Raw genomic sequence first — 19,049 nt, forward strand, 5'->3', positions numbered from 1 at the left:
GTGGTTGCAGGGCTTCTAACGGTTGAGCCGTATTGGGGCTGAGGCCGTCGCTAGAGACTTAGTTAGCGAGTGTAACGTTACGCTCCCAGCGATTCTCATTTAAGCGATATAGCTTAAGTGTGTCGAGGACGTGCTCCAGAACTGGCCCAGATGAATGGCTTCGTGATACCAAACAGCCCACAGCGGTCAACCAGCCATTAAATTCATGGGCGACGGGAAGTGACACGACAGCACTTTGCTCTAATTGTGTTTTGATAAGCAATTCAGGAACGAGCGCCCAACCAATGTTTTGACGAACAAGATCAATCAGGGTTTGGTGGTTATTGGCATACCAGATCTTTGAACTAATGCCGTAGCTGAACCAAAGTTCTTTTCGTTTAGCACTGCGATGAACGCATTGACGGTGAAGCTTCAAGTCGTCGTGCTCGACCATGGGGAGTTTCGTTAACGCGTGTTCCGGGGCAGCAATGGTTAGAAATCGGGCTTGTCCAAGTACAAAGAAATCCATGTCGACTTTAAGCTCTCCATCGGCGAACACAATACCGGCATGAGCTTGACCAGTACGTACTAAATCTTCAATATCAAAGCTGGAGGCGGTGATAATTTCAAAGTGTGTAATGGGAAACTGGTCTGCCAATGGTGCTAATATGCTGAGAAAGTCGTCACTGACAATGCTTTCATCGACAGCAATGATAAGTTCATGTTCGTACGCCTTGGTGAGCGCTGTTGCCTTCTGGTCAAAGTAGGCCTGTTGCTGCAAAATTGATCGCGCAATGGGCAACAAGGCCTCGCCGCTTTTTGTTAATGTCGGAGTGTTCTTTTCTCGGTTGAATAAATCTTGGTTAACGGCTATCTCTAGGTTAGCTATTGCTTGGCTGACCCCTGATTGCGCGCGTTTTAGCTTGCGAGCTGCCGCAGAAAATGACCCACTTTCGCACACCGTTACGAATACCTTCAATTGCTCAAAACTGTACATAGTCACTCCCCCGATTGAATAGGTTAACTAAGCTATCACTAAATGTGATGGCTGTTAACTTTATCTGTGCGTTTGTCCTGACATAATCCCAGCTTCATTTTTTGTTAAGTAAGTCTATTGGAGCGATTTATGGGGACACTAGAGCGTGTTTTTCATTCGGTATTATTTGAAACGTTGGCGGTAACATCATCCATCCTAGGGTTAGCATTGTTTACTGAACATGATATTGGTTCACTATCAGGAACAATGATAGTTATTGCAACCATGGCGATGATTTGGAATTACTTGTTCAATTTGGGCTTTGATAGGGCTGTACCCGGTGAAAAAACCGAGCGGTCACTTTCACTGCGAGTGATCCATGTGCTGCTGTTTGAAGTTGGATTGTTGTTTTTTACTATTCCGGTAATGGCTTATATTCTAGAGGTAAGCTTATGGCAAGCCTTCCTAATGGATTTGGGTGTGACCATCTTTATTACCATCTATGCGTTTCTCTTTAACCTCATTTATGATCATGTCAGAGCTTACGTGCTGCAGCGAAGAGTATTAAAAGGCGTCAGTGCAGTACTGTAGAAATGTGAATCCTTGAAAGGTCAGAAGTTACAACTCTATTTGATAGGTTTTGACTATTAAATAAGTAGGTTCAATCTGCTTTGTTCGTGGTTAAGAGCTGAGTATAGTAGAGGCAACTGAACAAAGCAGGACAACATCATGGCGAAAACACTTAGGTTTGCATCAATTCACTTTACCATTGCATTTAGCGTGGCGTATGTTTTTACTGGTGAGATCATTCTGAGTAGCATGATCGCCATGCTGGAACCCGCAGTGAATACGGTGGCGTTTTATTTCCATGAAAAGTTATGGGAAAAATCGCAATGGCTGAAGTCATTAAGTCAAAATGTTCGCATTAAAACGGCGTCATTTGCAGTGGTTCATTATAGTGTCGCGTTTTCGGTGGTATACGCACTGACCGGAAGTATTGTTGCTGGTGGAGCCGTGGCATTGCTAGAGCCCGCAATTAATACCGTAGCGTACTTCTTACATGAAAAGTCATGGAATAAAAGAGTTAGCAGCAAAAACGTTGTTATTACGCCGAATCAATCTGGTTGTATTACTGCTTAGTCGACACTGTTATTAGTCAGCACAGTTATTGATCGACATAGTTATTGATCGATATAGTTATTGGTTGACATAGTTATTAGTGAAATCGTTCTTAATAATAATGTTTTAAGTGAGATTATTATTGGAATACTGACCTGTTCTAGAGGAAGAAACCCAGTGCCATCTGTAATGGCACTGGGTTTTTAGTTTTGATTCACAGCGTATCTAGGGTCTTTCACCAACGCTCAAGCGCTTTTCTATATCTTTAATGACACTCGGAAGATCATTAATCGTATCCACTAAGTAGTGTGGTGATGCTTTACCAAGCTTTTCACGTGCTCTCTCGCGAGCTGCATTTAATGTGGCTTCATCGGCTGCTTGGTATTCTTCTAAGGTTAAGCCAGCTTCATTACCCGATAGTAATAGTCCGACTGTCCACATTCCGGCGTTGTGACCTTCTTCAATACCGGGAGCGGCATCGTCAACTTTTACGCAAGCGCCGACACAAGTGACATTTAGCTCAATCATGTTTTTTAGTGCCATGAACGGAGCTGGGCGACCACCTTGAGGAAGATCATCCGTTGCCACAATATAGTCCGGCTCATAGCCATAGTCTTTCGCGGCAGGGATCAAGACATCCATGACCTCTCTTGGGTAACCTGAGCAAGAACCTATTTTAATACCATGCTGCTTTAGCCCATTGACGACCTCAATAGCGTTGAGGATAGGTTCGGCGTGATCGGCGACTTTTGCTTTTTGTAGTGGCATAAATGTCGCGTAAATTTGGTCGATATCGCTGTCAGTCATCGTGCGACCAAACTGCTTTTCCCAGCGCTGAGCAACGGCTGGCAGGTGACCGACCGCTTTAATATGATCCCACTTACCAATGCCCATTGGCTCACGTGCTTCGGCAAGCGTAATGTCAAAGTCATAACCTTGCCTAAAGGCTTCCACAAAAATACTGGTGGGTGCGAATGAACCAAAGTCGACAATGGTGCCGGCCCAGTCAAAAACGATGGCTTGAACAGGCGACTTAGTGGAGGCATTTGGTGTTGCTGAATAGAGATTAGACATAATTAAAATCCTTGCATACTTTGGCGATCGCGTGCTCGAAAATGTCGAGGGCTTGCGTCAGTTGTTCACGAGTGATGATGAGCGGTGGGCTCAACTGTATAACGTTACCTTGTGAGACCTTAAAGCTCAGTCCCTGATTGAGGCATTGATACAACACGGACTCTGCCTCGTCATAGGCGCGCTGTTTGGAGACATGGTTACTCACCAACTCAACGCCCCATAACAACCCTATTCCGCGTACGTCACCGATCACAGGATAGGTTGTTTTCATTTGCATTAAGCGAGCTTTAACAAATTCGCTATCAGCGCGTGTTTTTTCGAGCAATTTATCTTGTTCAATGGCTTCCATAGTTGCCAACGCCGCCGCACATCCAATGGGACTTTTTTCATGGGTGTAATGACCCAGTGATATCTCCGCAGCGGTGTTATATTTTTCTTTGGTCACCATGGCAGCAATAGGCACGAGTCCTCCCCCTAATCCCTTACCAATGCATAAGATGTCGGGTTCAATATCAAAGGCTTGATACGTAAACCACTCGCCACTGCGGCCCATGCCGTTAGGAATATCATCGATGATCAATAAGACATTATGCTTGTCACAAATTTCTCGAATACGTTGCCAATAAGCCTTACTTGGTACCTGAACGTCGGTATTACGAACGCCTTCAGCGATAAAGGCACCAATGCCGCCTTCTTTTTCGATCACATATTCGAGGTAGTCGGCGTAATGCACATCGCTTCCGTCTTGAGAGGGCAGTGCACCTCGGTAAGATATAGCAGGTGGAATACGCTCAACCCCTGACATTAATGGCCCCATGCCTTCACGAAAACAGGCTTCTCCACCAACGGAAATGGCATCAAGGGAAGCACCATGAAAGGAATCCCAAAGTGACACGACTTTGTGACTGCCTGTGATGTAACGAGCCAGCTTAAGTGCCATGCCTACGACTGAAGTTCCACCAGGTGCAAAGAGCACTCGGTTTAGGTCACCACCACAAATATCGGTGAGCTTTTCTGCGCATTTGACTGCAGTCTCGTTGGTAAAGCGACGAGGAGAAAATGGCAGTGAATGCATTTGCTCGGTGACACGCTTCATCACATGAGGGTGGCCATAACCGAGTTGATGGACGTTATTGCCATGAAAATCCATGTATCTTTTGCCACGCGTATCTTGAAGGTAGATACCTTCTGCCGCTTGCAGTGAATCAAGACAAGGCGTTGACATGGATTGATGTAAGAACACGTCAGCATCGCGTTTGAGTAACGCTTGGGTCGCTTCATCTTGAATACCAGCTGTCCATTCTTGGCGAGCAGGCGTGTTGTTCACATCGCCCTCACTGCGTAAGTGAGTTGCCTGAACTGACATTATTTGATCTCCCAATACATCGAGCTTTTCACGGCTGTGATCAGACGTGAGATATCCGCTGGATGTACATCGCCAATGTTACCGATGCGGAAACAGTCAGCATTGGAGACTTTCCCTGGGTAAATCACAAAGCCTTGTGCTTTAAGTCGGTTGTAGAACTCTTTGAACTGATAGTCACTGTGCTTTGGTGAGTAGAAAGAGGTGATGATTGGTGAGTGCAGCTCCTCATGGAGCAATGGTGCAAAGCCTAACGATCGCATGCCTTCCACTAAGGTCTTTTGGTTAGTCTGATAACGCTGATGACGAGCGGCAATACCGCCTTCGTCCTGTAGCTCTTGCAGTGCTTGGTAAAATGCGCGCACGGTATGCGTTGGTGAAGTAAAGCGCCATTTTCCGTGGTTGTGCTCCATGCATTGCCATTGGTCATAGAGATCTAATGTTAGCGAGCGAGCTTGCCCTTGGCATTTCTCTAGGGACGTTTGTTTAGCAATGACAAAGCCAAACCCCGGTACACCTTGAATGCATTTATTGGCCGAGCTGATCATAAAGTCGATGTCTAAGTCACCGATATCTATAGGGATACCACCAAAGCTGGACATCGCATCTAGAATCACAGTTTTGTCATGTTGTTTTGCTAGCTTAATGACCGCTTCAATAGGGTTGAGCATGCCCGTTGTGGTTTCGCAGTGCACAATCGCCACATGAGTAATGTCTGCATCACTTTCTAGAGCGCTCTTTACCGCTTCTAAACTTGGTTGCTGGGTTTCCCCCAACGATATGACACAGGTAGGAATGGCGAGATAGTCCGCAATCTGAGCGATACGAGCACCGTAAGCGCCGTTATCGATGACCAAAAGTTTATCATTCTTGCCAAGCGCACTGCCGATGGTCGCTTCAACCGATGCCGTGCCACTGCCTTGCATGAGTACGCTGGTATAGCCGGGTTGGCGAGTTGCCAGTTGTGTTAGCGATGAACGAATGACCTCAACGACGTCTTTGTTGTAGTCGTCATCCCATGTGCACCAGTCTTTAAGCATCGCTTGTCGAACGGTTTCAGAGGTAGAAAGCGGGCCGGGCGTTAACAGTAAGTATTCGTTTTTCATTATCATTTCTCATATTGGACTATACCAAGTTGTTGTGACTACTCTAGCAATCCTTTTTAGTGTTCGTAAAGGGGGAGAAAATAGATTTAATAAAAGCTTCATAGTTCGAAATGTTGCGAAAATCGTTGTCATCGAATTTGTCATAAATCGTCGTCAAACTGCCATTTTTCGTTCATTTAATCGTCACAAACGAGAATTACCGTGTAAATAGAAACTGGTACATACCAAATTGCGTATGGCCATTAATTGTGACACTAAAGGTGGCGTGCAGATAAAAATGAGTCACCACAAAAATCGAATCTGGAGATAAAAATGAAAAACCGTTTAATGAAAGGGACACTAGCAACGTTGGTTTCTTTATTAGCAACAAATGCTTTAGCGGCCACTGAAGTGACGGTTTACACCGCTTTTGAAACCGATATTCTTGCTAAATACAAAAATGCGTTTGAGAAGGAAAATCCTGATATTGCCATTAAATGGGTGCGTGATTCGACAGGTATCATGACGGCGAAACTATTGGCTGAAAAAAACAATACTCGCGCAGAAGTTGTTTGGGGATTAGCGGGGTCATCTATGGCGCTGCTAAAGGAAGAAGGCATCCTTAAGTCCTACACACCAAAAGGTTTAGAAAATCTGAATGCAGATCTGAACGATCCACAATCAGCTCAAGCATGGTACGGCAATGATGCGTTCTTTAACGCGGTATGCTTCAATGAAATTGTCGCAGAGCAGCTAAACCTGCCAAAGCCACAATCTTGGGAAGATTTAACTAAGCCGGTTTATCAAGGGCATATCGCGATGCCAAACCCGGCGTCTTCAGGAACGGGTTACATGCAAGTGTCTGCTTGGTTGCAGAATATGGGCGAGACGCAAGCTTGGGATTACATGAAGAAGCTAGATAATAACATTGCCCATTATACCCATTCAGGATCAAAGCCGTGTGTCCAAGCGGCGATGGGTGAAGTGGCGATTGGCATTTCGATGGCGGTTCGTGGCGCTAAGTTGAAAAACCAAGGCGCACCACTGGCCGTGATCACACCAAAAGGGATTGGCTGGGAATCTGAGGCTGTCGGCCTAGTGAAAGAGTCTGATGCCGCAAAGCGCGTGGTGGATTGGTCAGTTTCAAAAGCAGCGAATGAGCTTTACGTTGAATCTTACCCTGTCGTGGCCCACAAAGAAGTCAAAGCCGTGGTATCAAACTACCCTGAAGTGGAAGGCGCGATGGCGAAGATGGATTTTGCGAAAATGGGTTCAGACCGAGCAGAAGTATTAAAAACATGGTCACAAAAATTCGATTCAAAGTCAGAGCCAAAATCATAAGTTAATCAATCTGCTCTCAGACCCATAGTGCGGTCAAAACGGATTAAAAAGAAGGCTGCTATTAGGCCTTCTTTTTGTCGTTTTTACTTGCGAAACCGAACAACAATGAAATTGAAATCAACCTGAAACAAAGCTGTCATTGCAATGAAATATAGCAATCTTAATATTGGTATATACCATTTGGAGAGAAAGTGATGACAGTATCCAATCCTTATCTAGACATTCACAACGTAGTGAAAAAATTTGGCCAGTTCACGGCATTGAAAGAGATTTCATTATCCATTAAGCGCGGTGAGTTCGTGTGTTTTCTTGGACCTTCTGGGTGCGGTAAAACAACGTTGTTGCGTGCGATTGCAGGCTTGGATCTTCCTACTTCAGGACGCATTTGCCAAGACGATAAAGACACCACCTTCCTCCCACCAGAAAAGCGTGACTTTGGCATTGTGTTCCAATCTTATGCGCTGTTTCCCAACCTTACGGTGCAAGAAAATATTGCCGTAGGACTAAAGAATCAGGGGCTGTCCAATAAAGAAGCATTGGAGAAAGTCGAACATTGGTTAGATATGATTGGCTTGCCAACATCAGCAAACAAATTTCCCAATCAACTGTCCGGTGGGCAGCAGCAGCGAGTCGCACTTGCACGAGCGCTAGCATTATCACCAGGTTTACTGTTGTTAGATGAGCCTCTGTCGGCACTCGACGCGAAAGTGCGTACTCACCTTCGTGATGAAATATGCCAAATGCAACGTCGCTTGGGCATCACTACGATCATGGTGACACATGATCAAGAAGAAGCCTTATCCATGGCCGATCGTATTGTGGTTATGAACCATGGTGTGATAGAGCAAGTGGGTACGCCACAGGAAATTTACGAAGCGCCAGCGACACGCTTTGTCGCGGATTTTGTCGGTAGTATGAACTTCATAGAGGCGTCCGTCGCTTCGAATCAATCGTTAAGGGTTGCCGAGTCTATGCTTGCGTTACCGACCTTAGATAATATGCAGTTAAAGCAAGGGGATATCTTCCAACTGGCTGTTCGACCAGAAAATATTCAGTTTGTGGAGCGGGCGAGTGAGGCGATTCCAGTGCGAATTATCGCGAAAGAGTTTCAAGGCGCTTATTACCGCGTTGAGGTAGCGATGCAAAACGCGCCGCTAGCGACCTCTTTATATATGGATGTGCCCGTGAAAGACGTTAAGCGTTTCAATTTACGTCGCAATGATATCCGTTACATCGAATTTGGTAGCACGGGATTACGTGGTTACCCATTAGAAAAACAAGTGTTCGCGTCTGCGTTAGGTAGTACTGCAAGCCATGTTTCAGAGCAGGCGGCGTAGGAGGCAGTATGGACGCAACTTCAACGCTTTCTTTTGGCGAGACAATGAAAAGACGCGCGGTAATGGCTAGCGCCAAGATGAGTCAGGATAATTGGATTCTGCTAAGTCTCCTGACGTTAATCTTTATCTTTATGATGCTGTTTATCGTTATGCCGCTATGGGCAATGATGAAAAAAAGCGTCCAAAACAGCGACGGTGAATTTGTCGGTTTAGATAATTTTTCAGCCTACTTTGCAACCGATAGCCTATGGGTATCCCTGAGCAACACCGTTACAGTTGGTTTGATTGTGACTGTGGTCGTGGGGGCCTTAGCGTTTGGGTATGCTTATGCGTTAACACGAACGTGTATGCCTTATAAAGGTTTGTTCCGCTTTATGGGGGCAGCTCCCATTCTAGCGCCATCGTTACTTCCTGCGATTAGCTTAATCTTTTTGTTTGGTAATCAAGGCGTCGCTAAAGAGTTGCTACAGGGCAACTCGGTATACGGTGTGATTGGTATCTCGCTGGGGCTGATTTTCTGGACCTTTCCGCATGCACTCATGATTCTAACGACGTCACTGCGCACCTCGGATGCCCGTCTGTATGAAGCCGCCAGAGCGCTCAATACCTCTCCGATCAAAACATTTTTTATGGTGACATTGCCTGCTGCTAAATACGGTCTAATTAGTACGTTAATTGTGGTATTTACGCTCGTTGTCTGTGACTTTGGTGTACCGAAAGTGATTGGTGGTAGCTACAACGTGTTAGCCACTGATATTTTTAAGCAGGTGGTCGGACAGCAAAATTTTTCAATGGGTGCGGTCACCAGTATCTTGTTGTTACTGCCTGCCATACTAGCGTTTACCGTTGATCGCTGGGTGCAAAAGAAACAAAAGAGCATGTTGGATTCACGCTCAGTGCCGTATCAACCAGAGCCAAACAAATTGCGCGATAGCATCAGCCTGCTGTATTGCATGTTCATTTCTTTTGCAGTTGTAGTAGTACTAGGTATGGCTATTTATGGCTCTCTGGTTACGTTCTGGCCATGGAACAAAGCACTGACACTAAACAATTATAACTTCGCGGAAATGAGTACGTATGGTTGGGATCCTTATTTCAACTCCTTAAAGCTTGGTATGTGGACGGCTGTCGTGGGCTCTATTGTCATCTTTCTTGGTGCTTATGGTATTGAAAAAGGACGTGCGTTTGCTCCACTACGGCAGTGGATGCAAATGATGAGTGTCGTTCCTATGGCGGTGCCGGGGCTAGTGCTTGGTTTGGGATACATTTTCTACTTTAATGATGCCAATAATCCGCTGGGTGTGCTGTATGGCACAATGGCATTCTTAGTGATTAATACCGTGGTGCACTACTATACAGTAGGGCATATGACTGCATTAACCGCGTTAAAACAATTACCTACTGAAATAGAAGCAACGGCGGCGTCGGTCAAACTGCCACAATATAAGCTGTTTTTTAAGGTTACCTTACCGTGCTGTTTGCCTGCGGTATTAGATATAGCGATATATTTATTTATCAACGCTTTAACAACGACTTCGGCAGTAGTATTCTTATATTCAACCCAAACGATTCCGGCATCGGTGTCGGTGCTAAATATGGATGATGCGGGTCAGACCGGATCTGCAGCCGCCATGGCCGTGATGATCATGATGTCGGCAGCAGTAGCTAAATTGCTGCATATGGTGATTGGTAAATGGCTTGAAGGCAAGACACAAGCGTGGCGCGTACGATAGAGCTTGCAAATGAGAATGTCTAATTTACCAGGAACGGAAGAACCGAATAAGGATACTAAGTGCAATACGTAAAAATAAAAGATGCGCTTGTAGAGCAAATAGAGTCGGGCACCTTGGCGCCTAGGCAGAAGCTGCCCGCAGAACGTAAGCTAGCGGAATCGTTTGATACGACGCGTGTGACGTTGAGAGAAGCGTTGTCGCTACTGGAAGCTGAAGGTCGAATTTTTAGGGAAGATCGTCGAGGTTGGTTTATTTCACCGGAACCACTTAAGTACGATCCAACAGAAACCCTTAACTTTACCAATATGGCTTTGAGTCAACATAGGCAGCCAAAAACGACGTTGGTTGCAGCAAAAGCGATGATGGCCACCAAAAAAGCTGCTGAGTTACTTCAGTTGCCTCCGTTTTCCGATATTTTCCGAGTTGATCGCGTTAGATATCTTGAAGATAGGCCCGTCGTTTTTGTGACGAATTATATTCGCACCGAGCAGTTTCCTAATTTGCTTAGCCATGATTTATCTCTATCTTTGACGGATATTTATCGAGAGCAATATGGCGTGGTGTACAGCCAGGTTAAATACCGAGTCAGTACTACCTCCTTACTGGGCGAAATGGCACAGGCTTTGCGGGCAACGTCGGGCACGCCAGCGATGATGGTAGAACGTATCAACTACAACCAGCATGGTGAGCTTATTGATTGTGATATTGAATATTGGCGCCACGATGCGATCAGCATTGAGTCTGTGGCTCAGTTGACTCGTTAGTGTGAGCTTTTCATTACTTTAAACGGTGAATGGATAATTAGCGGATGTTTTTAGCATCCGCTTTTTTTTAAGGAATTCCTTTTGGCGCTTTACGCAATTATTTTGGTGGTTTGTTCGGCTTTATTGCACGCAGGCTGGAATATCTTAGGTAAATCGAATGGTGGCTCGGGGTATTCGTTTACCTTAGGGGCAGCCTTGGCTCCGCTTATTTTACTCTCCCCATATTTGCTGTGGTGTCTTGCGGTTATTGGTGTCGACAACCTATCTGCGAAGTTTTGGGGGCTATTGCTACTCAGTGCCATTGGTCAGGTGATTTACCTCGTGGGCCTTCTTAAGGCATATAACCTTGGTGATATTGGCGTCATGTACCCGATTGCACGAGCACTCCCTGTGCTTATGGTTGGGTTGGGAACGGTCGTCATCGGGCAAACGCTTACTGTCAATGCGTGGTTCGGCTTTGCGGTGTTAACGTTTGGCTGCTTAATAATACCGATGAGGCACTTTACCGATCTTCGGCTCAGTTCGTACGCCAACGTAGGTGTGTTTTGGGCATTGATCGCCGCCATTGGCACGACAATATATTCGATCGTAGACAAACAAACACTGAGTTGGCTACAGCTCGAAACAGACGGTTTATCGTCCCACCAGATTGCGATATTTTTTCTAGGAATGCAGTTTGCTGCTATCGCTATTGTCCTCATTACTTGGTTGCTACTCACTGGTAAGCGTCATGAGTTAGCCTTAACGTGGCAGTACCGTTATCGCTCCGCAACCGCAGGTATTATGATGGCATTGACATACGGCATGGTACTGTTCGCCATGACCATGGTTGATAACGTCAGCTATGTGGTGGCATTGAGACAAGTAAGCATCATCTTTGGTGTATTGATGGGTATTTGGTTTTTAAACGAGAAGTGGTTTTATACTCGTGGCGTTGGTGTGAGCTTGGTTTTGGCCGGGTTGATAGTGGCGTTAGCGTAAACCTTGGCTTTCATCACTCACTCTGCGGAGTTGGTATCATTATTAGGTTGCGATATCTAGAGTTAGAGTGCTGGGTATTTGTCGGTTTAATTATTACTACGTAGTGAGGGTAAAATTAAAGCCCAATATTTAGATATTGGGCTGGAGTCTTTTAGAGGCTATTTTTTCACAGCCCTTGTCTCATTGGCGGATACTGAAACCGTCACATAGCTGACGGTTTGCCCGTTAACTTGCTTTTGTTCGGTTTTGATGGATTGTCCGTCTACGGTTAGTGATGCATAGTCACCATAGAACCAAGCTTCCCATTGTAATGTTTGTGTTGAATCGTTAGTGAGTGTTGATTGGTGCAATCCATCATGGCGAATAGTCACCTCATGATTGCCCATTGGCAGTTGTGTCGCTTCTAGCCAGTCAATATCACTCGGCAAATGTGACGCTGTCACTAATTTGTGGTTCGCCGCGTCGGGTTTAATCCCCATTAAGCCTTCAATGGTATTGGAGATGAAGGTGAAAGAGATCTCAGGGTAATCGCCGTTGGTGCCCTGCGTTGGTCGTTCGTGCGGCTGGTCCTTGATATCCATAATGTACTGCATCCACTTCCACGCTTCGTTATTTCGGTTGTATGGGAAGTAGGTTTCAGGGATATACGTGTAGGCTTCAATGTTATTTGGTGCTTCCGGTGTTGTCCCGATACCATCGCCCAAATTCTCTGCAATAAAGTCTAGGTACCTGTCGTTGCGCTCACCGGGTTCGGTGATACGTTTCATCGGCATAAACCAGCTGTTTTCTTTGCCAAAATCGTTCATTCGGAAACCGTCTCTTTGAACAATATTGACGTAGTTGTCCAGCGGCTTATCGGGATCGGCGATACTCCAATCTTCATTAAAGTAAGTTTTGAGTTGCTGTGCTTTTTCGCGCCACACCGCAGCTTCACTGTATTCTTCTCTTGCTTCTAGCATGGCGGAATAGGCGACCGTAGCTTGATACTGCGAGCCAATGCCATCTCCGGCTTCAATTGGGAATTCCCCACGCTCGTTGTAAGTGGCGGAGCCTTCAAAAATACCGCCGTAACCTTCAGCAATGCCATTGGGATCTTGGTCGTCATGCAACTCGATATAGTCGGTAAGCACCTTGGTGTAGAAGCGCCATAAGTCTTCGTCTTCAATGTAGCGCGTATCACCCGTCCATTGGTACTGCTGCCACGCTTTTTCTACAAACTCGAATTGTGCGGGCACCTCACGCACAAACCAGTCGTCATCTTTGTAGTCGATGGTGTGGGCCGAACCGTCGAAGTTAATTGCCCATAATGTGTACCACTTTCTCGATTCGGTAGCGTGTTTAGCAAAGGTCTTGAACATAGAGAAGTTTTCGAGATCCAGCCCCGCAATTTTTGCCCCGCTGGCTTGGTGTAAAAAATCCCGTGAATAGAATGCGGTTCGATCAAAGTAGCCGGCCCAATAAGAAGGAATGTAGTCAGCGGTTCCGTCCCCATCGTTATTGAACTCATCACGGTTGAGTAAATCATGTTGCCCTGTCATCACAAAGCGGCGGGTTTTATCCATCGCCCACTCGAAGGAATCTTGCAGCTTTTGATTGGAAGAGGTGACGACCACTTGTTTTTCTTTTTCGATGGCTTTGATTGTCCATCGCTGTTTATTGCCTTTTTTGTCTGTCACGATGGCGCGCACTGGCTGAGTAAAATCAACCGTATCGCCACTTTTCAGCGATAGTTGACTGCTTGATGAGATCAGTATGTCGTCAATGGTGATATGGCTTAAATCAGTACCGTAAGGTACGTAGAACGTTATTTGCTTGGACTTTTTATTGAGGTTGGTTGCCCCGACTTGTTCGTGAGCTGAAAACTGAATGATCTGATTGAAATTGAGCGGTTTATTTTTGTTATTTTTAATTAGCCCGACACTATCCACACTTACTCCACCACGCTTAGAACCGGAGAACCAGACTTTCAGTTGCTCTCCTTTCTCTAAAGGAATGTGCTTAAGCTTATTGCGCTTATATTTCGAGCTTTGTTTTACTTTGTCACGCACTAATATTTCATCGTACAAATTTGTTATTGCGAGAGTGGCGTCTTGCCCTGGGCTGACGATAAACGCGGATAAATCGTAGTAGCCGCTTTCAGGGATAGTTACTTCTTGGCTGATGTGATGGTTTTGGCCTTGTGCGATACGGCCTCTGTATTCCCCCTCATGGGTTTGATCGCTTTTGATATTGGCGAACCAATAGCTCCAGCCTAAGCCTTTGTTTTCAAAGCTAGGGTTGACAATTATATTGTCGTTTTGTTGTGCAATTGCCCCGCTAGATAGTGTGAGGGCAAAAGTGATTGCGGATGCAAGGACTTTACGTTTCATACTGTTCTCTTTATTGGAAGTGGAATGACTAGCCGATGTTTGACGTGTTAGTGCATCAGTACAGATTGAACAATCTGTACTGATTTTGGTTTAGGTTTTATAGCACTTGCGCTGGCTCTGCTGGTTTCGTTGGTTTTTCGTGGTCAGAGCGGTCATGGGTAACGTGATCGTACTTTTCAGTCAGATGGTCTTGAATCTGCTGGTGATAAGCGCCGTTTAGCTTGTAGTAGCGGAAGTAAATGATGAGGGCGATAGCAAAGAAGAATGCGGGTAGTCCTACCATGATGCACTGCATGCCGAATACGGTGTCAGCGCTTTGCTCTACATTCGGAATATAATTCACTGCGGTGAGCGCAATACCGATGAAGAATGCGGCAAACGCAGAGCCAGCTTTGACCACCAACGTTTGTACTGAGTAAGCAATGCTTTCGCAGCGCGATCCCAGTTTGTATTCGCCGTAGTCAACGGTGTCTGCGACCATAATAACATTCAACACCCAAAATAAGGCCGTACCAATTTGCAGTAACACACCTGCTGTTGAAATCAGTAGGATGCTTTGTTTGTCGTACATGCCGACATAGATAAGGACAGCACTGCCTAGGATTGGAAAGCTAGATGCGCAGGCCCATAAGACGCGGCGTGAAAACATTTGCGCCAGTTTAGGGAATAGCACCAGAGTAATGAGATTGGCGATGCCTGCATAAGCCATGTAGTAAGGGAATAAGGCTTCATTGCCAACGACATAGGTGAAGTAGTACACCGCAAACGCCATAATGATGTTGGTCGCTAAGTTGTATGACAGCGCCATACAGAGCACGCTGGTGAGTTGGTCATTTTTGTAGATTAGCGTGAGCAACTTTTTCAGCGATACTTTTTCTTCCGGCTGCGTAGCGTCTAAATTGGCGGTTGAGTAGCGTTCTTTTACGTTACGTAATGTGATAAAGGTTGAGACTAAGAAACAGGCGATCAGTAAAAAGGTGAAAATTTGAAATCCGAAGCCTTTATCGTCGCCGCCGACGTAATTAATAAATGGCATCGCAATCGCAGCGGTGACGATCCATGCCAAGCTAGCAAAGAATCTAGGGTAGGGAACCAGTTCTTCACGTTCGCGTTTATCGAGCGTTAACGTTGGTACGAGGGACCAGAAAGGAATGTCCATTAATGTATAGGTCATGCCCCAAAGAATATAAGTGACAGCAACATAGGCGATAAGCCACGGCCCTTCGATGTAATGGGCACTAAATAGTAGAATGAGTACGACAGAATTGGCAATAGTACCGATTAAGATCCATGGCTTAAACTTGCCCCATCGACTGCGCGTGTTGTTGACGATCCAGCCCATGATAGGGTCATTCACCGCGTCCCAAATACGGGCCACAAGAAAGATGGTTCCGACAGCAGCTGCCGAGATCCCAACCACGTCGGTGTAATAGAACATGAGGTACATGTAGACGATCGTGATGGCAAAGTCCTTGCCGAATGCGCCAAAGCCGTAGCTTAGCTTGGTATTCATAGAAATACTCATTGTTGCTCCTTACGCCCTCTCTTTGAGAGGGCGCTGATGTTCACGTTATTATTAGTTAAATTATTAATAGCTAAATTATTATTTTTGAAATGACATTACTGATGAACCCAACTTGGCAACCAATCGCCATGAGCTTCGATGAGGTCATCAACCAGTGCATATATCTCTTCTAGCCCAAGTACGGTTGCGGTGTGAGGATCAAGCAGCGCAGCATGGTAAATTCGGTCGCGATTCTCGGTAAGAATCGCTTCTGTTAATAGAGTTTGAACATTGATGTTGGTTTGCATCAACGCCGCTAAGTGGTTTGGTAGGCGACCCGCTTTTAGTGGTTGAACGCCGTTCGCATCCACCAAACACGCTACTTCGACACAACAGCCTTGAGGTAGGTTGTCAATTAAGGCTTCATTTTTTACGTTGCCGTAAATTACGCTTGGTGTACCTGTCAAGATAGAGTTCATAATTGTGCTCGCGTACTCATGCGATTCTTGAACCACAATTTGATCCGCGTTCTTAAAGGATTGTAAGTCTTGTTTCCAATCAGCAATTTGTTCTACACAGCGTTTAGGATATTCATCCAGTGGCACTTTATAACGTTCTATTAAATCTGGGCGATTTGGTTTGATAAAATATGGCGTGTATTCAGAAAAATGTTCCGATGACTCTGTGACAAAGTAGCCAAGCTTCTTAAACATTTCGTAGCGAACGAGGTTTGTGCAGCGCCCGTTGTGGTGAAGGCCTGGTTTTGGTGCTTTGCCACTTTCAAACGCTTCAAGAAGATCGGGATAGATGTCGACGTAGTGACCTTGCGGTGTTTTTTTCTCTAAAGTCAGGTAATAAGCCATGTGGTTAATCCCTGCGCACGTGTAGCGAAGATCGGCATAATCGATATCCAAATCGCGGGCAAGTTCTTCGGCGGTGCCTTGTACGGAATGGCACAGACCAACTTGCTTAATATGCGGGTATTTTTCATACATCGCCCATGTATTCATCGCCATTGGGTTGACATAATTCAACATGGTGGCATCTGGACATACTTCTGTCATGTCTTCACATACACTCCAGAGGTGGGGAATGGTACGTAGCGATCGCATAATGCCGCCAGGGCCTAATGTGTCGGCAATAGTCTGCTCTAAGCCGTGGCGTTTGCAGACGTCAAAGTCGATGACTGTACAGGGTTCATAGCCACCAATTTGGAAAGCAATCACCACAAAGTCCGCGTCTTTTAGCGCTTCTTTTTGGTTAAGGTGACAGGTGATGGTGCCGGTGGCTCCTGCTGACTCCATGAGTTTACCGACGACTAGGTGAGATTCTTCTAGACGCAGTTCATCGATATCCATCAATGCAATTTGTGCTTGTTTAAGCGCAGGCTTGTGGAAAACATCACCCAGAATGTTTTTAACGAAAATGGTGGAGCCAGCACCGATGAAGGTAATTTTAGGGGTTTTCATAGTTGAATCCTATCTCTTAACGTTCTGTTTCGATGGAGATAAGGTACACCTTGCGCAAGGGGGAATTCGTCTCAGATAAACCAATCACTCTCCCATTTACTAATATTTCAACTTGGAAAAATTAAAATCTTAGGAAATAGGATAACTTTGTTGTTTTTGCGGATAGTACGGGTGAAATAACTGTTGATTTTCAGTTAACGTACTGACTTTAATCACATAAACAAGATCTTATGAATCAGGGTAGTTCCGCTCTATGATCACCTTCAGAGTTTTATTTTTAGTAACTGGTTAAGATTCTTTTATACAACTTCCTAAGGAGTGATAAATGCAACAGTACGACCAAGATGCCCTTAAAGTGATCACTCAAGAAAAGTATTCTTCAGATACGGTTTCGGTCAGTCCTCTGTCGCTTTATTCTTCTTATGAGAAAATTGATATTGAACTGCGGCCACCCCATTCTATGCCGGGTTACCATTGGCATGGGCAAGTTGAGGTGAATATTCCATTTGGGGATGATGTGGAATACATCATTAATGGTAGTCCTGTTGTTGTCAAAAGTGACACGATTGGTGTGTTTTGGGCATCAGTCCCCCATCGGCTGACAAACCCGGGTCAAAGCCATAACATGGGTATCATCAATATTCCGATTCACCATTTTATGTCTTGGACGCTAAGCCGAGACTTAGTGAACCAAATCACCCATGGTAGCGTATTACAATCTAATTCAGCTTCGCTGATCAGTGAATTTGAGATTGCTCGATGGGCAGAAGAAATGAATCACCCGTCCGAAAGCCGTCAGCAACTGGCGATTGATGAAATTGGGTTGATGCTAAAACGAGTTTGTCTAGATGGCTGGCGACAATTGCTGATCAATAAACAAGATAAATCGACCAATAAAGGGGTATCTAAGCACTCGCAATTCTACGTGAGTCAAATGTTGGAATACATTGCTACACATCATAATCAGCCTCTAACGATTAAAGATATTGCGGAGCATATCGGCCTGCATGCTAATTACGCCATGAATGTGTTTCAACGCACCATGCAGATGACGATTAAGCAATACATAACCGCTATGCGCATTAATCATGCACGTGCGCTACTAAGCGATACCGACCGAACCATACTCGATGTCTCGTTGACCGTTGGTTTTAACTCGAGTAGTCGTTTCTACGAAACTTTTCAAACGTATATTGGTGTCACTCCCACTCAGTACCGCAAGCTTGCGAGGGAAGATCATCGTTGGAGTAACCATGGCAGTAGCCCTTTATATGATTTAGAAAAAGGCGCTTGCGATGGTAAGCGCCCTTTGGGGGTGATGGGTAACTAGCAGGGTGTCTCGCCATAAAGTGCGTTTCTCCCTTACAGAAAAACTGCGCTGTTGCTACGCCTTAATATATCGATTCTTAACAATGCAGTCGGCATAACGTTGCGCTGAGAGATGCTTAAATTTTATTGGTTTATCCAGTGAACCGAACAGAGAAATCCCTCCGCCAAGCAAAATTGGGATGGTGGTAATAATCATTTCATCAATCAGGTCTGCTTGTAAGAAGTTTTGAATCGTGACTCCACCATCAATATAAAGGTCGTGGTAACCTCGTGTGTTTAAGTCTTTGACGATGTCGTTTAGGTCACCGTTTATTAAAAATACTTTACCTTCGTACCCTTTTGGCACTTCTTTCATTGTATTACTGAGTACAAAAACAGGCTTAGAGTAGGGCCACTCGCAATCAAAACTGAGCACGACGTCCAGAGTATTACGTCCCATGACTAGGGCATCAATACGATCCATAAAGTCGACAAATCCAAAATCAGATCCTTCGGGGTTTGGAACGTCGTGAAGCCACTCTAGGTTATTGTTTTTATCAGCTATAAAGCCGTCTAGGCTGGTAGCAATATAAACGATGTTAGCCATTATTGTAGACTCCGTAGTTTGAAAAAGGTGAGGTTTAACA

At 45.2% G+C, this 19,049-nt stretch carries 15 protein-coding genes and 1 pseudogene; 8 read left to right on the forward strand and 8 right to left on the reverse strand.

The annotated features are described in order from the left end of the window. Positions 1–58: 58 nt before the first annotated feature. Entirely contained in the window at positions 59–976 is a 918-nt protein-coding gene (locus L4D05_RS12280) for a LysR family transcriptional regulator (protein ID WP_428794175.1), read from the reverse strand. 129 nt (positions 977–1,105) lie between these two features. Between L4D05_RS12280 and L4D05_RS12285 the strand changes: the two genes are divergently transcribed. Together L4D05_RS12285 and L4D05_RS12290 are read left to right on the forward strand one after the other, a co-directional pair. Beyond that, positions 1,106–1,546 (forward strand): PACE efflux transporter, encoded by a 441-nt coding sequence (locus L4D05_RS12285; RefSeq protein ID WP_428753011.1) that lies wholly within the window; start codon positions 1,106–1,108, stop codon positions 1,544–1,546. Positions 1,547–1,684: 138 nt separating this feature from the next. Beyond that, positions 1,685–2,095, forward strand: coding sequence for a DUF2061 domain-containing protein (locus L4D05_RS12290; protein WP_428753012.1), 411 nt, complete (start codon positions 1,685–1,687; stop codon positions 2,093–2,095). A 204-nt stretch (positions 2,096–2,299) separates the two neighbouring features. On the opposite strand, the gene phnX is transcribed toward L4D05_RS12290, so the two are convergent. Genes phnX through phnW form a run of 3 tightly spaced genes read right to left on the reverse strand, consistent with a single transcriptional unit; the run spans position 2,300 to position 5,617 of the window. Then, positions 2,300–3,148 (reverse strand): phosphonoacetaldehyde hydrolase, encoded by an 849-nt coding sequence (gene phnX / locus L4D05_RS12295; RefSeq protein WP_428794176.1) that lies wholly within the window; start codon positions 3,146–3,148, stop codon positions 2,300–2,302. After that, entirely contained in the window at positions 3,141–4,514 is a 1,374-nt protein-coding gene (locus tag L4D05_RS12300) for an aspartate aminotransferase family protein (RefSeq protein WP_428794177.1), read from the reverse strand. Before L4D05_RS12300 ends, phnX begins: the two co-directional genes overlap by 8 nt. Then, positions 4,514–5,617: a 2-aminoethylphosphonate--pyruvate transaminase gene (gene phnW / locus L4D05_RS12305; protein ID WP_428794178.1), complete on the reverse strand. Its 1,104-nt coding sequence runs from the start codon at positions 5,615–5,617 to the stop codon at positions 4,514–4,516. Before phnW ends, L4D05_RS12300 begins: the two co-directional genes overlap by 1 nt. A 312-nt stretch (positions 5,618–5,929) precedes the next feature. On the opposite strand from phnW, the gene L4D05_RS12310 reads away from it, so the two are divergent. The 5 genes and pseudogenes from L4D05_RS12310 (at position 5,930) to L4D05_RS12330 (ending at position 11,752) form a co-directional block, all read left to right on the forward strand. Continuing rightward, positions 5,930–6,937 (forward strand): putative 2-aminoethylphosphonate ABC transporter substrate-binding protein, encoded by a 1,008-nt coding sequence (locus L4D05_RS12310; RefSeq protein ID WP_428794179.1) that lies wholly within the window; start codon positions 5,930–5,932, stop codon positions 6,935–6,937. 194 nt (positions 6,938–7,131) lie between these two features. Then, positions 7,132–8,274, forward strand: coding sequence for a putative 2-aminoethylphosphonate ABC transporter ATP-binding protein (locus tag L4D05_RS12315; protein ID WP_428753019.1), 1,143 nt, complete (start codon positions 7,132–7,134; stop codon positions 8,272–8,274). 80 nt (positions 8,275–8,354) lie between these two features. Beyond that, positions 8,355–10,007, forward strand: a pseudogene (locus tag L4D05_RS12320) (putative 2-aminoethylphosphonate ABC transporter permease subunit); the annotation flags it as partial. 59 nt (positions 10,008–10,066) lie between these two features. After that, positions 10,067–10,771, forward strand: a complete 705-nt coding sequence (gene phnR / locus L4D05_RS12325) for a phosphonate utilization transcriptional regulator PhnR (RefSeq protein ID WP_428753020.1) — start codon at positions 10,067–10,069, stop codon at positions 10,769–10,771. An 81-nt stretch (positions 10,772–10,852) separates the two neighbouring features. Then, the gene (locus L4D05_RS12330; RefSeq protein WP_428794180.1) at positions 10,853–11,752 is read left to right on the forward strand and encodes an EamA family transporter; all 900 of its coding nucleotides are present in this window, start codon (positions 10,853–10,855) and stop codon (positions 11,750–11,752) included. 158 nt (positions 11,753–11,910) lie between these two features. On the opposite strand, the gene L4D05_RS12335 is transcribed toward L4D05_RS12330, so the two are convergent. The 3 genes from L4D05_RS12335 to L4D05_RS12345 form a co-directional block, all read right to left on the reverse strand. Continuing rightward, positions 11,911–14,121, reverse strand: coding sequence for a hypothetical protein (locus tag L4D05_RS12335; RefSeq protein WP_428794181.1), 2,211 nt, complete (start codon positions 14,119–14,121; stop codon positions 11,911–11,913). A gap of 97 nt (positions 14,122–14,218) precedes the next feature. Then, positions 14,219–15,646, reverse strand: coding sequence for a melibiose:sodium transporter MelB (melB, locus tag L4D05_RS12340; protein WP_428794182.1), 1,428 nt, complete (start codon positions 15,644–15,646; stop codon positions 14,219–14,221). Between the two features lie 95 nt (positions 15,647–15,741). Further along, the gene (locus tag L4D05_RS12345; protein ID WP_428794183.1) at positions 15,742–17,094 is read right to left on the reverse strand and encodes an alpha-glucosidase/alpha-galactosidase; all 1,353 of its coding nucleotides are present in this window, start codon (positions 17,092–17,094) and stop codon (positions 15,742–15,744) included. A 325-nt stretch (positions 17,095–17,419) separates the two neighbouring features. Here L4D05_RS12345 and melR point away from each other — a divergent pair, with 325 nt between their 5' ends. After that, positions 17,420–18,424 (forward strand): transcriptional regulator MelR, encoded by a 1,005-nt coding sequence (gene melR, locus L4D05_RS12350; RefSeq protein ID WP_428794184.1) that lies wholly within the window; start codon positions 17,420–17,422, stop codon positions 18,422–18,424. A 54-nt stretch (positions 18,425–18,478) separates the two neighbouring features. Here the strand turns inward: melR and L4D05_RS12355 are convergent, their stop codons facing one another. After that, on the reverse strand, positions 18,479–19,009 hold the full coding sequence (locus L4D05_RS12355) for a dihydrofolate reductase family protein (RefSeq protein ID WP_428753040.1): 531 nt from the start codon (positions 19,007–19,009) through the stop codon (positions 18,479–18,481). Positions 19,010–19,049: the final 40 nt, after the last annotated feature.

It is taken from the genome of Vibrio nomapromontoriensis (genome assembly GCF_050337205.1).
Classification (GTDB): Bacteria; Pseudomonadota; Gammaproteobacteria; order Enterobacterales; family Vibrionaceae; genus Vibrio; species Vibrio nomapromontoriensis.

Bases quoted from the DNA above. Each gene is read 5' to 3' on its own strand.
- L4D05_RS12280 (WP_428794175.1), bottom strand. From the start codon at position 976: ATGTACAGTTTTGAGCAATTGAAGGTATTCGTAACGGTGTGCGAAAGT.
- L4D05_RS12285 (WP_428753011.1), top strand. From the start codon at position 1,106: ATGGGGACACTAGAGCGTGTTTTTCATTCGGTATTATTTGAAACGTTG.
- L4D05_RS12290 (WP_428753012.1), top strand. From the start codon at position 1,685: ATGGCGAAAACACTTAGGTTTGCATCAATTCACTTTACCATTGCATTT.
- phnX (WP_428794176.1), bottom strand. From the start codon at position 3,148: ATGTCTAATCTCTATTCAGCAACACCAAATGCCTCCACTAAGTCGCCT.
- L4D05_RS12300 (WP_428794177.1), bottom strand. From the start codon at position 4,514: ATGTCAGTTCAGGCAACTCACTTACGCAGTGAGGGCGATGTGAACAAC.
- phnW (WP_428794178.1), bottom strand. From the start codon at position 5,617: ATGAAAAACGAATACTTACTGTTAACGCCCGGCCCGCTTTCTACCTCT.
- L4D05_RS12310 (WP_428794179.1), top strand. From the start codon at position 5,930: ATGAAAAACCGTTTAATGAAAGGGACACTAGCAACGTTGGTTTCTTTA.
- L4D05_RS12315 (WP_428753019.1), top strand. From the start codon at position 7,132: ATGACAGTATCCAATCCTTATCTAGACATTCACAACGTAGTGAAAAAA.
- L4D05_RS12335 (WP_428794181.1), bottom strand. From the start codon at position 14,121: ATGAAACGTAAAGTCCTTGCATCCGCAATCACTTTTGCCCTCACACTA.
- melB (WP_428794182.1), bottom strand. From the start codon at position 15,646: ATGAGTATTTCTATGAATACCAAGCTAAGCTACGGCTTTGGCGCATTC.
- L4D05_RS12345 (WP_428794183.1), bottom strand. From the start codon at position 17,094: ATGAAAACCCCTAAAATTACCTTCATCGGTGCTGGCTCCACCATTTTC.
- melR (WP_428794184.1), top strand. From the start codon at position 17,420: ATGCAACAGTACGACCAAGATGCCCTTAAAGTGATCACTCAAGAAAAG.
- L4D05_RS12355 (WP_428753040.1), bottom strand. From the start codon at position 19,009: ATGGCTAACATCGTTTATATTGCTACCAGCCTAGACGGCTTTATAGCT.